12 protein-coding genes are annotated in these 12,090 nt (G+C 68.1%); 2 read left to right on the top strand and 10 right to left on the bottom strand.

Annotation, left to right across the window (positions count from 1 at the left end):
* Positions 1–41: 41 nt before the first annotated feature.
* Both HMPREF2990_RS10055 and topA read right to left on the bottom strand, forming a co-directional pair.
* The gene (locus HMPREF2990_RS10055; protein WP_070764497.1) at positions 42–773 is read right to left on the bottom strand and encodes a hypothetical protein; all 732 of its coding nucleotides are present in this window, start codon (positions 771–773) and stop codon (positions 42–44) included.
* Complete coding sequence (gene topA, locus HMPREF2990_RS10050; RefSeq protein WP_168167143.1) at positions 774–3,671, bottom strand: type I DNA topoisomerase; 2,898 nt, start codon at positions 3,669–3,671, stop codon at positions 774–776.
* Positions 3,672–3,905: 234 nt separating this feature from the next.
* Between topA and HMPREF2990_RS10045 the strand changes: the two genes are divergently transcribed.
* The gene (locus tag HMPREF2990_RS10045) at positions 3,906–4,538 is read left to right on the top strand and encodes a DedA family protein (protein ID WP_366105570.1); all 633 of its coding nucleotides are present in this window, start codon (positions 3,906–3,908) and stop codon (positions 4,536–4,538) included.
* Between the two features lie 183 nt (positions 4,539–4,721).
* Here HMPREF2990_RS10045 and HMPREF2990_RS10040 read toward each other — a convergent pair whose 3' ends face one another.
* Entirely contained in the window at positions 4,722–4,925 is a 204-nt protein-coding gene (locus HMPREF2990_RS10040) for a cold-shock protein (protein ID WP_034996968.1), read from the bottom strand.
* A gap of 195 nt (positions 4,926–5,120) precedes the next feature.
* Here HMPREF2990_RS10040 and HMPREF2990_RS10035 point away from each other — a divergent pair, with 195 nt between their 5' ends.
* Positions 5,121–7,505: a DEAD/DEAH box helicase gene (locus HMPREF2990_RS10035; protein ID WP_070764495.1), complete on the top strand. Its 2,385-nt coding sequence runs from the start codon at positions 5,121–5,123 to the stop codon at positions 7,503–7,505.
* 10 nt (positions 7,506–7,515) lie between these two features.
* Here HMPREF2990_RS10035 and HMPREF2990_RS10030 read toward each other — a convergent pair whose 3' ends face one another.
* From HMPREF2990_RS10030 to ssd, 7 genes are all read right to left on the bottom strand, one after another.
* A complete protein-coding gene (locus tag HMPREF2990_RS10030) occupies positions 7,516–7,857 on the bottom strand; it encodes an Rv3654c family TadE-like protein (RefSeq protein WP_070764494.1) in 342 nt (113 codons plus the stop codon).
* Complete coding sequence (locus tag HMPREF2990_RS10025; protein WP_070764493.1) at positions 7,854–8,141, bottom strand: hypothetical protein; 288 nt, start codon at positions 8,139–8,141, stop codon at positions 7,854–7,856. The genes HMPREF2990_RS10030 and HMPREF2990_RS10025 overlap by 4 nt, the downstream gene beginning before the upstream one ends.
* The gene (locus HMPREF2990_RS10020; protein WP_070764555.1) at positions 8,142–8,345 is read right to left on the bottom strand and encodes a DUF4244 domain-containing protein; all 204 of its coding nucleotides are present in this window, start codon (positions 8,343–8,345) and stop codon (positions 8,142–8,144) included.
* Between the two features lie 102 nt (positions 8,346–8,447).
* Positions 8,448–9,032, bottom strand: coding sequence for a type II secretion system F family protein (locus HMPREF2990_RS10015; RefSeq protein WP_070764492.1), 585 nt, complete (start codon positions 9,030–9,032; stop codon positions 8,448–8,450).
* The gene (locus tag HMPREF2990_RS10010) at positions 9,029–9,823 is read right to left on the bottom strand and encodes a type II secretion system F family protein (RefSeq protein WP_070764491.1); all 795 of its coding nucleotides are present in this window, start codon (positions 9,821–9,823) and stop codon (positions 9,029–9,031) included. Before HMPREF2990_RS10010 ends, HMPREF2990_RS10015 begins: the two co-directional genes overlap by 4 nt.
* Positions 9,820–10,950: a TadA family conjugal transfer-associated ATPase gene (locus tag HMPREF2990_RS10005; protein WP_371576029.1), complete on the bottom strand. Its 1,131-nt coding sequence runs from the start codon at positions 10,948–10,950 to the stop codon at positions 9,820–9,822. The genes HMPREF2990_RS10010 and HMPREF2990_RS10005 overlap by 4 nt, the downstream gene beginning before the upstream one ends.
* Positions 10,947–11,978, bottom strand: a complete 1,032-nt coding sequence (gene ssd / locus HMPREF2990_RS10000; RefSeq protein ID WP_070764489.1) for a septum site-determining protein Ssd — start codon at positions 11,976–11,978, stop codon at positions 10,947–10,949. Before ssd ends, HMPREF2990_RS10005 begins: the two co-directional genes overlap by 4 nt.
* Between the last annotated feature and the right edge of the window lie 112 nt (positions 11,979–12,090).

The following is a 12,090-nucleotide window of genomic DNA, read 5'->3' as shown; positions in this document are numbered from 1 at the left end:
CGGTGCGCTCCACCTTGGCGGACCGTTACTAGTTCCGCGTCTTAGTCGCGGGCGCTGAGCCCGTGAACGAGCAGGAGCTGGCCAATCGAGCCGGCCCAGGACACCGCCGCACGCGCGCCGCGCTCCCCCAAACCGGCGGGCAGGCCGACCGCATCGCAGGCCTTGCCGACCAGGCCCGCATTCGTGAGCAGGCGCAGCCCCTCGGCACTGAGTATGAGGTTCGCACCGTGGCTTAGGCCCTCGCGCGCCGGATCGTTCGTGTTGGCGCGGAAGGCCGGATCGTTTGCCGCTGCCGCCGTCGCGGCCACCGCCACGCCACCGATGAGGGTGGCGGGCAGCAGGCGGCGATCCGCCCACGCGGCGATCGCGCCACCGGCGGCAACTGCGCCTACCGCAGTAGCAAGTCCAACTCGGCCCACCGCGGCGCCCCGCTGCACAAGGCGCGTGAGGTAGCCGGCCTGCGCGCTCGCTAGCGTGCTGACGCCGAGTGCAGACGGCGCGTGCGGCACACGCTCCTGCTCGAAGACGGTCACCGCGGAGGCGAGCACTGCGCAGGTCAGGACCGGGTCCCGGCTCACGCGCAGCGGGACGGCGGCGAGGGCGACGCGCGAAAGCGGCTCGGCCACCAGCGCGGCTTTGTTCCACCCGGCGCACTGGGCGATGCCGGCCGCGTCTGCGCCGACCGCCCACGCTGCGCGTTCTGGGGTGAGGGAGGAGTGGGGCAACAGGGCGTCGATAAGCGCGGCGATGCCCCGGCGCGTGCGGGCGAGCATTTACTTCCTCCTCGAGCCGGCCTTGATCACGCGCTTGGTGGTCTGCGTGGGTTTCTTCACCGTCTTCTTCGCGCGCTTGGTCGCCTTCTTCTTGGTGGCCTTCTTCTTGGTCGCCTTCTTCGGGCCTTCCTCGGCCTCGCGGGCGCGGCGGGCGGAGAGCAGCTCGTTCGCACGCGCGTCGGTGACGGTCTCCGGGGTGTCACCGCGCTGCAGGGAGGCATTGGTTTCGCCGTCGGTGACGTACGGACCGAAGCGGCCGTCCTTGATGCTCATCGGCTTGCCGGAGACGTCGTTGTCGCCCAGCATCTTCAGCGGCGGCTTGGCGGCGGCGCGGCCGCGGCGCTTCGGTTCGGCGTAGATGCGGCGGGCCTCCTCCAGCGTGATGCTGAAGATCTGGTCCTCGCTGGCCAGGGAGCGCGAGTCCGTGCCCTTCTTCAGGTACGGGCCGTAGCGGCCGTTCTGCGCGGTGATGACTTCGCCGTCGGCCGGGTCGGTGCCCACCTCGCGCGGCAGGCTCAACAGCTGCAGTGCTTCCTCGAGGGTGACCGAGGACGGCTCCATCGTCTTGAACAGGGAGGCAGTCGCGGGCTTGAGCTGCTCGTTGACCAGCTCGCCGAGGCGCTTCTCCTTCTGCTTCGCCGCGGTCTTCGTCTCCCAGTTCTTCTTGCGCTTGCCTTCCTCGGCGCGCTGCTTGTCCTCCTCGGCGCGCTCGGCGGCGATGACCTCCTCGGCGTGCGCCTCGGCGGTCTCGCGCTCGTCGTCGCGCACGAGCTCGGTGACGTACGGGCCGTAGCGGCCCTCCTTAGCCACCACCATGCGGCCATTGGCCGGGTTCTCGCCCAGCTCGCGGCCGGACTGCGGGGTGGCGAAGAGCTTCTCCGCCAGCTCCAGGGTGATGCCGTCCGGGGTGGAGGACTCCGGCAGGTTGGCGCGCTGGTACTCCGGCTCGCCGTCTTCGGTCACGCCCACCTGGCGCTCGATGTAGGGGCCGTAGCGGCCGACGCGCACGTTGATGTCGCGGCCCTCGGCGTCCTCGAAGAGCTTGAGCGAGTTGACCTGGCGGGCGTCGATGCTCTCCAGGTTGGCCTCGATGATGTGCTTGAGCCCGCCGCGGCGCGCCACGGCCTCGGCCATGTTCTCGTCCGCGTCTGCGTCGCCGAAGTAAAAGCCGGTGAGCCACTCGGTGCGGTCCTCGTTGCCGTGCGCGATCTCATCCAGCTCGTCCTCCATGGACGAGGTGAAGTCGTAGTCCACCAGCGCGTCGAAGTTGTTCTCCAACAGGCCGATCACGGAGAAGGCGACCCAGCTGGGCACCAGCGCGTTGCCGCGGGTGACCACGTAGCCGCGGTCCTGGATCGTCTTGATGATGCTGGCGTACGTCGACGGGCGGCCAATACCCAGGTCTTCCATCTTCTTGACCAGGCTGGCCTCGTTGTAGCGCGCAGGCGGATTGGTGGTGTGCTCATCGGCGCTGAGCTTCGTCGCGTCCAGCGCGTCGCCCTCCGCGAGCTGCGGCAGGTGCGTCTCCTTGTCGTTCGTATCGGAGTACGCGCGCAGCCAGCCCGGGAAAGTAATGGTGCGGCCGGTGGCGGTGAACTCGGCGCGCTCGCCGCTTTCCGCCTCGCCTGCCACGGTGACCTTGGTGGAGTTGCCGCGCGCGTCCGCCATCTGCGAGGCCACGGTGCGCTGCCAGATCAGCTCGTAGAGCTTGAACTCCTCCGCATCCAGCGCGTTGCCGAGCTGACCCGGGGTGGCGAAGCGCTCACCCGCAGGACGGATCGCCTCGTGCGCCTCCTGCGAGTTCTTCACCTTCCGGTCGTAGGTGCGCGGCGACTTCGACACGAAGCTGTCACCGTAGAGCTCGGTCGCCGCCGAGCGCGCGGCCTGCAAACCCTGCTTGGACAGCGAGGTCGAGTCCGTACGCATGTACGTGATGTGGCCGTTCTCGTACAGTCGCTGCGCAATGCGCATCGTGCGCGCGGAGGTGAAGTGCAGCTTGCGTCCCGCCTCCTGCTGCAGGGTCGACGTCATAAACGGCGCGTGCGGACGCCGCGTGTACGGCTTCTCCTCGACGGCGGTGACGTGCATGGGGCGGCCCTGCAGGCCGTCGGCAAGCGATTGGGCCCTTTGCTTATCGACGACCACCGCCTCCCCCTTCAGCCTTCCCCGGTCATCAAAGTCGCGCCCCTGCGCCACGCGCTGCCCATCGAGCGTGGCCAGCTTCGCGTCGAACTCCGTCTTCTCTCCCTGCTGCGGGATAAGCGAGGCGGTGATGTCCCAGTACTCGGCGGCGATGAACGCCATGCGCTCGCGCTCCCGCTCCACGATCACGCGGGTAGCAACGGACTGCACGCGGCCCGCGGACAGGCGCGGCATGACCTTCTTCCACAGCACAGGCGAGACCTCGTAGCCGTACAGGCGGTCCAGGATGCGGCGGGTCTCCTGCGCCTCGACGAGGTCCATGTCCAGCTCGCGGGTGTTTTCGGCGGCCTCGCGGATCGCGGACTCGGTGATCTCGTTGAACACCATGCGCTCCACCGGCACCTTCGGCTTCAGCGTCTCCAACAGGTGCCACGCGATCGCCTCGCCCTCGCGGTCCGGGTCTGTGGCGAGCAGGAGCTTGTCGCACTCCTTGAGCTTGGCGCGCAGGTCAGACACCTTTTTCTTCTTGTCGGGGCTGACCACGTAGATCGGCGCGAAACCGGCGTCCGGGTTCACACCCAGCTTCGCCCACGGCTCCTTCTTGTACTTCGCGGGAATATCCGCAGCGCGGCCAGGCAGGTCGCGAATGTGGCCGACAGAAGCCTCGACGATGTAATCCTCGCCCAGGTACTTCTGGATCTTCTTCGCCTTCGTCGCCGACTCCACGATGACCAGCGTCTTGCCGTTTCCCGTCACCCTGCGTGACACCTCGCTCTAAACTCGATTCGCACCTATATATATGTACCGCTGCGATACATTCGCTTCCACGCAGTATATGCACACCTCCGGCTGGCGCGAATGAAAGCCGGATCTCAAACACCAATATTTGTAGCAGACGCGACGCTGCACACTCCCCCACCGAGGGCGTATCGTAGACTCGACGCACCGCACGGTGCAACGCCGTGAGCAGGCATTTGAGAGGAGGTTCCCATGGAAATGTTCGACCCGTTCATCGACTTCCTCCACATGCTCATGGGCACCCCATTGTTCTACCCCCTGGTCACCCTGCTCATCATCGCAGACGCGCTCGCCCCCATCGTGCCCTCGGAGACCGTGCTCAACCTCGCCGGTGCCTTCGCCGCCTCCCAAGGCGTGCCGAGTGTGAAAGCCGTCATCGCCGCCGCGATCATCGGCGCGATTATCGGCGACAACCTCTGCTTCGCCCTCGGCGCCCGCCTCATCGGATTCGTCGAACGCCTCGACCCCGAGTCCAAGGCAGGCCAAGCCATCCTGTGGGTGCGGCGCAACATGCACCGCGGTGCCGGGCCCACCATCATCGTCGGCCGCTTTTTGCCTTGGGCGCGCTGGGTGGCCACGATCGTGCTGGGCTCGGTGCGCTACAACTGGTTCGCCTTCTTCTTTTACGACACCATCGGCGTGATCATCTGGGCGATCCTCTCCGTGGGCATCGGCTACGCCGGCGGCGCACTGTTTTCCGACATCCCACTGCTCGGCATGGTGGTCGGCGTCCTACTCGGCTCGCTCGTCGGCTTCGGCATACAGAAGCTGCAGGCCAAATTCTTCGACTGGCGCGACGAGCGCCGGGGGCAGTCGTCGTTGTAGGGGGTCTGGGGGCTTGGCGAGTGAGCCCGTGAGAGATTCCACATACTACCATTCGCTGACCTGGGGAAACGCAAAACCGCCCCAAAAAACGGTCGAATCTTTCACGCTTTTCCGCCAGAACCACAAAAAGACCCCGCCACCGGACAAAACCGGCAACGAGGCCCTACTCAAAAAGCGCGAAGCTTACAGCGCGCGCACCTGCTGGGCCTGCGGGCCCTTGGCACCCTCGCCCACCTCGAACTCGACCTGCTGGTTCTCCTCCAGGGTGCGGAAGCCCGAACCCTGGATCTCGGAGTAGTGCACGAAGACGTCGGAGGACCCGTCGTCCGGTGCGATGAAGCCGAAGCCCTTTTCTGCGTTGAACCACTTCACAGTTCCGGTAGCCATGGTGAAACCTTTCACTAAAAAACTTGGGTGAGATGTGTTTGGTCGTCCACCAGGACCATCTCTAAGTGCCTGGTGCCCGCGTCAACTAACCTCGCGAGCACCTTTTCAAGGGCGCACACAAAATCTTCTGACCACGCACCAGTCTGCCATGACTTCGAGGGTTTGGCATAGCAAGATGGCATACTTTTCGGTGTCATGACTGATCACCGCCCCACTCCCCCGCCCAGTTCGCTCGGCCAGGAGCTCATTGCCCAGCTCCGCGGGCGTTTTGGCACCTCGACCATCACGCACGTCGAGGAGTGCGAGGCTACCCCCGCGCAGTTCGCCGACTGGCCCGAGTGGGTTCTTCCGTCGCTCAAGCAGTTGCTTATCGGCGCCACCATCACCTCCCCCTACGCCCACCAAGCACAATGTGCGCAGTCGGTGTGGGAGGGCCACGACACGGTGCTTGCCACCGGTACTTCTTCGGGCAAGTCGCTGGGCTACCAGCTGCCCATCCTCACTGCGCTGGCGCAGGACCCGACGGCGTGTGCGCTCTACCTCACCCCTACGAAGGCGCTCGGCTCGGATCAGCTGCAGGCCACGGCGCGGATGACCTCACAGATCGACGAGCTTTCCGGGGTTCACCCCGCCCCCTACGACGGGGACACGCCGACGGAAGCCCGCGCTGGTATCCGCGACGCCTCCCGCTTCGTCTTTTCCAACCCGGACATGCTGCACGCCGGCATCCTTGCCGCGCACCCGCGGTGGGCGCGTTTCCTGCGCCACCTGCGCTTTATCGTGGTCGACGAGTGCCACACCTACCGCGGCGTCTTCGGCGCGAACGTCTCCCTCGTCCTGCGCCGCCTGCTGCGGATCGCGGCCGCGTACGGCGCGCACCCGGTAGTGGTCTTCGCCTCCGCGACGGCGGCCGACCCCGCCGCGCACGCGTCCCGCCTGTGCGGCCGCGAGGTCACCGCAATCACCCACGACACCGCCCCAACCGGCACCCGCACCATCGCCCTGTGGGAGCCCGGGTTCATCGAGGGTGCCGAGGGCGAGCACGGTGCTCCGGTGCGCTACGCCGCCTCAACCGAGGCCGCGGCGATCATGGCCACGCTGGTCAAGGAGGGTGCCCGCACCCTGACGTTTGTGCGCTCCCGGCGCGCCGCGGAGACGGTGGCGTTGCGCGCCCAGGAGGACCTGGTGGTGGCGGGTCGCGCCGATATGGCAAACCGGGTGGCGTCCTATCGCGCGGGCTACCTGGCGGAGGACCGTCGGAAGCTAGAGCGCGCGCTCGACGATGGCGACCTGTTGGGCCTGGCCACGACGAACGCCCTGGAGCTGGGCATCGACGTCGGCGGGCTCGACGCGGTGGTGATGGCCGGGTTCCCGGGCACGGTCGCGTCCTTCCGTCAGCAGGCAGGCCGCGCGGGGAGACGTGGGCAGGCGTCGGTAGTGGTGATGGTGGCGCGCGACGAGCCGATGGACACCTACCTGGTCCACCACCCGGAGGCTTTGCTGGGCAAACCGGTGGAGACCTCAGTGTTTAACCCGCACAACCCATACATTCTCCGCGGGCATATCTACTGCGCCGCAGTGGAGCGCCCGCTCACCGAGGCTGACGTTGAGGCCTTCGGTGCCCACGAGGTGGTGGAAAAACTCACCGAGGAGGGCTTTTTGCGACGCCGCCCCCGCGGCTGGTTCGCCACCCCACTTATCGAGGGCGAGCTCACCCCGGAGACCGCCCACGCGTCTGTATCGCTGCGCGGCGGCGCGGGCGAAGAGGTGATGATCGTGGATACCACCGACGGGCGGCTGCTGGGCACCGTGGATGCGGCGCGCGCCGCGACCCAGGTCCACGACGGCGCGGTCTACCTGCACCAGGGCGAGTCCTTCGTGGTCCAGCAGTTGGACCTGGAGAACTACGTGGCGCTGGTGGTGCCGGATTCGCCTGACTACTCCACGCAGGCGCGCTCGACGACCGACATCGCGATCCTGGGCGAAGCCACCGCCCGCTGCAACCCGTCTCCGGGGCTGTGGGTGACAAGCGTGGACGTAGAAGTCACCGACCGGGTCACCGGCTATGTCGTGCGGCTTGCCGACGGCACCGTCTCCGAGCACATCCCGCTCGACCTGCCCGAGCAAACGCTGCTCACCCGCGCGGTTGCCTACACCATCGACCCCCTCGCCCTGGAGGCAATGGGCATTGCCGCCGGGGAGATCCCAGGTGCGCTGCACGCGGCGGAGCACGCGGCGATTGGCTTGCTGCCGCTGCTCGCCACGTGCGACCGGTGGGATATTGGCGGGGTGTCGACGGCGCTGCACCCGGACACGATGCTGCCGACGGTCTTCGTCTACGACGGCCACCCCGGCGGGGCAGGTTTCGCCGATGAGGGCTACGCCCGCTTTAGCGAGTGGATCACCGCCACGTTTGAGGCGGTGCGCTCCTGCCAGTGCGAGGACGGCTGCCCGTCGTGCGTGCAGTCTCCGAAGTGCGGCAACGGCAACCAGCCGCTGAACAAACACGCCGCGCTGAAGTTGCTGGGCGCGCTGGCGTCGATGACTGCCGAGGCCAGCTTCACGACGCCAAACGCGTAACGCCCTCCTTTCACCTCCCTTCCTCTACCGGTCCGGCTTTGGCGGTCGCGCGCGCACCGGCGATGCTGACTTCCACGGTGACGTCGCCGCCGTCGATGTCGCAGGCCTGCGCGGCGGCGTCGTTAAGCCGTGCGGTTTCTTCCGCAACCGCACAGGCCGCGCCGCCGGTGTAGAGCGCCGTCGCTCCGGCCACCGCGGCCAGATCAGCCGCCATGCGCACCCGGTGCTGGTCGGCGGCCCGGGCTCCGATGGCGATGACGGAAAGCGCCAGCGCCACCACTGCGGTGATGATGCCGACAGCAACCACCGTCGCCGAGCCGGACTCATCGCCCAAGCTGCGCGAGAACTTCACTTGGCACCCCCGGTGGCGTATTCGACCGGGTAGCGCGCCGTCGCCCGCATGTGCCCGAGCGCTGCGGGCACGTTCGCGGTGACGGTGACGATCCCACCGGATTCGCTAATGTCGACATGCCCGCGTACCGGCTCGTAGTCCACGCCGATGGCGTGGGCACGAGCGGCGGCCCCGGCGGTGTCGACGGCGGCGATGTAGGTGGCCACGGTGGCGATCCCGGCGACGATTGCCGCAGCGACGGTCACCAGGGCGGAGAGCGAGAGCGCGGTCTCAATGCTGGTCATCTACGTCGGGGTGTTCGTCAGTGCGTCGGTGATCACGTCCTCGATGGCGGAGGAGACGCCACTGCCGTTGACCACCAAGTACAGCACGCCGGCCAGCGCCGCGGCGGCTAGCGAGCCAAATGCATATTCGATAGTTGACATCCCGCTATCGTCTCGCAGCTTTTCCGCCTTTTGCGCAGCGTAGAGGCGCAACGAGTAGGACATCTTCAGGGCTTCAATGGTGATTGTGTTCATGGTACGTAAGTTCCTTTACTGGGTCGATCCTAGGGTCGATTGTTGGTGTCGAGATCGTGGTGGATAGGTGGTCTAGTGCAACATGGCGCTACCCAAGCTGATCACGGCGGGCGCGAGCCCGAGGACGAAGAACGCCGGGAGAAAGCAGGCGGTCAGCGGGATGGCAATGAGTACCCCGGCACGTTCCGCCTTCTCCTTCGCTTCGTCCGCCGCCTCTGCCTGCAGGCGTTCGACGATGCGCGAACAGCCTGCGACGATGGCGGAACCGGAAGAGTTGGATAAGGCCACAAGCCCGGCGAGCTCCGCACCGCCCGGGAGTGGGTGGAGCTCGTTCCAGGCGCGCTCGGGGTTGACTCCGAGCGCCGTCAGCGCGGCGACCGTGTGCCAGGCGCTGCCGGGTTCGCCGTCTGCCTCTTCGTACGTGTCGGCGACGGCTGCGGCGGCGGTGGCCAGCGGAAGCCCCGCTTCGCAACAGGCAGCAAACAGGGTGATGTCTGCCGCTGCGCGGTGCGCGTTTACGGGCGGTGCGGCCCCGCGAGGACCGTCTCGCGGGGTCTTCGGACCGTCGCCGCGTAGGTACTTCACGCGTACGTCGGGACACACCGGCGGCAGCACAAGCGCGGCCGCGAGGAAAAATGCTGTGGTCAGGGAGATCATTGCGCCGCCCTTTCGATGATGAGTCGGGAAAGCCAGACCCCGGCGCACACCAGCGCGGTGCCGACAACGAGCAGAATCCCACCAAGCCCGCCGGAGGTGAGCAAGCCGATCGGGTTGGCCCCCATCGCCGCGCCCATGCCGATGCCTGCCAGCGGCAGCGCGGCGAGCACAGTCGCGGTCGTGCGCGGCCCGGCGAGTGCGGCGGTGGTGGCGGCGCGGTGGCGCTGGGCCCGGTCGAGCTCGTCGCGCGCGGTGCGCAGCAGGTTGGCCACCGGCACGCCGCGGCGCTGCGCCAGCTGCCACAGGGTGACCAGGCGCCGAAGTTCTGGCTGCTCACTCTCCATCGCGGTGCCGACGGACTGGCCTGCGCGCAAGCGCCGGTTGAGCCGGTGGATGTCGCGTTGAAGCTGCGGCGGCGCGTCGTCGGGAAGCCTCTCTGCAGCGGTGACGCAAGCACGCTCTAGGGGTGCGCCGGCGTCCAAGTTGGAGACCACGTGGCCCAAAAAGTCCGCGGTCACGCGGGCCCCGCGTGCCTCACTGCGCTGCTGACGGCGACGCAGCACCGCATCTATGGCAGTGGCCCCAGCGAGCGCCACGGCGATCACCACCGTAATGCGCTCGGCGACGATGAGCCCGAACGCGACCACGCTGACCCCACTCCAGGCCCAGGCCTGCACTCGGGCCGAGCGCCACCCGCGCTGGCGTGGCTGGTCAGCATCAGCGCCGAGGCGGCTCGCAGGCGCGGGGGCGTGCAGCACCGCGGCGGCGGCGAGGAAGATGAGGGGGTTCATCGGATCAGCTCCTCGAATCCCGCGGCCGCGCCGGTCTCGCTGTCCCACACCACACGCGCGGTGACGGGTTGGCCCTCAAGTACGCCGAGTTGGTGGACGAAGCGCCTGCCGTCGGGGCCGCGCTTGACCACCACGACGGCGTCGACAGCGGCGGCGAGCTGGGAGTGCAGCCCGGCGCGGTCGAGACCACCCAGGGCGGCGAGCGCCTCCAGCCGGGCTGGGACCTCGTAGATGGAGTTCGCGTGCAGGGTGCCCGCGCCCCCGTCATGGCCGGTGTTGAGCGCGGCGAGCAGGTCGACGACCTCGGCACCGCGGATCTCGCCGACGACGATCCGGTCCGGCCGCATGCGCAGCGCCTGGCGCACGAGATCTGCAATGGAGATCGCACCGGCACCCTCGGCGTTGGCCGCGCGAGTGGTGAGGTTCAGCACGTGCGGGTGGTGCGGGGTGAGTTCTAGGGTGTCTTCGATGGCGATGATGCGCTCGGACGGGTCGGCCTCGGCGAGCAAGGCGGACAGCAGCGTGGTTTTGCCGGAGCCGGTACCGCCGACGACGAGGAAGGCGCGGCGGCGCGCAACCATTTCGCGCAGTACCCCGGCCACCGCCCCGTCGATGGAGCCGCGCGCCTCCAGCTCGTCGAGGGAGGCGGTGGCGGTGCGCAGTACGCGCAGGGAGAGGCAGGTGCCCACCTTCGCGGTGGGGCTTAAGATGGCGTGGAAGCGCAGCAGGGTGCCGTCGTCGCGGGTGAGGTGGCCGTCGCAGAACGGTTGGGCGTCGTCAAGCCTGCGCCCACAGCTCAGCGCGAGGCGAGTGGCCAGCGCGCGCACTGCCTCCTCGGTTTCGAAGGTGATCTCGCAGCGCTCCAGGCCGTGCCCGCGGTCGGCGAAGACCTGGTCGGGGCCGTTGACGCAGATGTCGGTGACGTCGCCCGCGGCAAGCAGCGGCTCGAGGGGGCCAGCGCCGGTCGTGTCGTCGCGTAGCTTGCGCATCAGTGCGAGCACGTCGAGGTCGCTGATCACCACGGCCTCTTCGCGGATCAGGGCGGCGAGGCGGTCGGGGCTGGGGTGCGTGTGCTCGTCGGCAAGCCGGCGCTGGACGCGCGCGAGGATCTCGCTGGTCTCCATCAGGCCACCTCCGCGAGCACGGCGTCGGCGGCGCGGCGCAGCGGGGCGGGCAGGCGCGCGGGCAGGCCCGTGGTATCCACCGCGCGCGGCAGGCGGCGCAGGGTGGGGACGCGTTGGCAGATGCGCGAGCCGGTCGCGCGGGCCACGCCATGATCGTCGACACCTTGCCAGGTGCCCTCCCGCAACACCAGCGTGTGCGGCACACCTGCCGCGTTGCACTCGAGTACCAGCTGGGAGGCCGCGCACACGGAGCGCACCGTTGGGGTGACCACAATGACGGCGAGGTCACAGCGGGCAGGCAGCAGGTCAACGGGGATGTCTAACACAGTCAGCCCGGAGGTCCCCACCGCGGTGCAAACCCGGTCGAGCTCGCCGGGCGTGAGCCGAAACGGGTCGGCGACCGTGCCGCGGGCAAAGGTCAGCACCGCGCACCCGTCCTTGGTGGCGGGCAGGGCGCGGCGCACATCGGCGCGCTCCACCGCCCCCTCGCCGAGGGCGATCTCGCCCCAGCGCGCGCCCGGGTGTTCCTCGATGCCTAAAAGGAGGTCGAGTCCGCCGGAGAGGCGGTGGCCGTCGATAAGCGTAGCTTCATCCGCGCGGCTGCGGGCAAGCGCGCAGGCAAGCACGGATGCGCCCACCCCGCCGCCTGCGCCGAGTACGGCAATGATGGTGCCGGTTTCGGTTGCACGCTCCGGGGTGCGGTAGAGCTCACCGAGCGCGACGAGCAGGTCGCCGGCCTGGGCGGGCAGGACGAAAGCGCCTGGGTACGCTTCGGCCACGTCCAGACTGCCGGCGACGACGAAGACGTTGCGGTGGCGCTGATGCGTGAGGTGTGGTGCCCACGTGGCGTCGATAAGCAGGGCGAACGCCTTCTCCGCATACGCGGCAAGCATGCCGGGGTCGGTCACGTCCACGACAGAATGGCCGGCAGCGGCAGCGAGGTGGGTAGCTTCGGGATGGAGGAGCGGGTCGTCGACCGCCACGACGATCGTCCGCCCCCAATTGCGATTCGTTTCTTGTGTTTGATTCATGCCAAAAGGATGACACGCGAAACCCACACCCGCAAGGCCCCCAGGAAATCTGTGGATAACTTGCCCATTTCGCCCATCCAAAATGCGCGTGTTGTGGATAACTTCGGCACAC

Origin of the sequence: Corynebacterium sp. HMSC071B10, from assembly GCF_001814825.1 — a bacterium.
Classification (GTDB): domain Bacteria; phylum Actinomycetota; class Actinomycetes; order Mycobacteriales; family Mycobacteriaceae; genus Corynebacterium.
This window is presented reverse-complemented; position numbering and strand designations above follow the sequence as displayed.

Excerpts from the sequence above, each read along its gene's own strand:
- HMPREF2990_RS10020 (WP_070764555.1), bottom strand. The coding sequence starts at position 8,345 with ATGTCCTACTCGTTGCGCCTCTACGCTGCGCAAAAGGCGGAAAAGCTG.
- HMPREF2990_RS10040 (WP_034996968.1), bottom strand. The coding sequence starts at position 4,925 with ATGGCTACCGGAACTGTGAAGTGGTTCAACGCAGAAAAGGGCTTCGGC.
- HMPREF2990_RS10035 (WP_070764495.1), top strand. The coding sequence starts at position 5,121 with ATGACTGATCACCGCCCCACTCCCCCGCCCAGTTCGCTCGGCCAGGAG.
- HMPREF2990_RS10015 (WP_070764492.1), bottom strand. The coding sequence starts at position 9,032 with ATGATCTCCCTGACCACAGCATTTTTCCTCGCGGCCGCGCTTGTGCTG.
- ssd (WP_070764489.1), bottom strand. The coding sequence starts at position 11,978 with ATGAATCAAACACAAGAAACGAATCGCAATTGGGGGCGGACGATCGTC.
- HMPREF2990_RS10010 (WP_070764491.1), bottom strand. The coding sequence starts at position 9,823 with ATGAACCCCCTCATCTTCCTCGCCGCCGCCGCGGTGCTGCACGCCCCC.
- HMPREF2990_RS10055 (WP_070764497.1), bottom strand. The coding sequence starts at position 773 with ATGCTCGCCCGCACGCGCCGGGGCATCGCCGCGCTTATCGACGCCCTG.
- HMPREF2990_RS10045 (WP_366105570.1), top strand. The coding sequence starts at position 3,906 with ATGGAAATGTTCGACCCGTTCATCGACTTCCTCCACATGCTCATGGGC.
- HMPREF2990_RS10025 (WP_070764493.1), bottom strand. The coding sequence starts at position 8,141 with ATGACCAGCATTGAGACCGCGCTCTCGCTCTCCGCCCTGGTGACCGTC.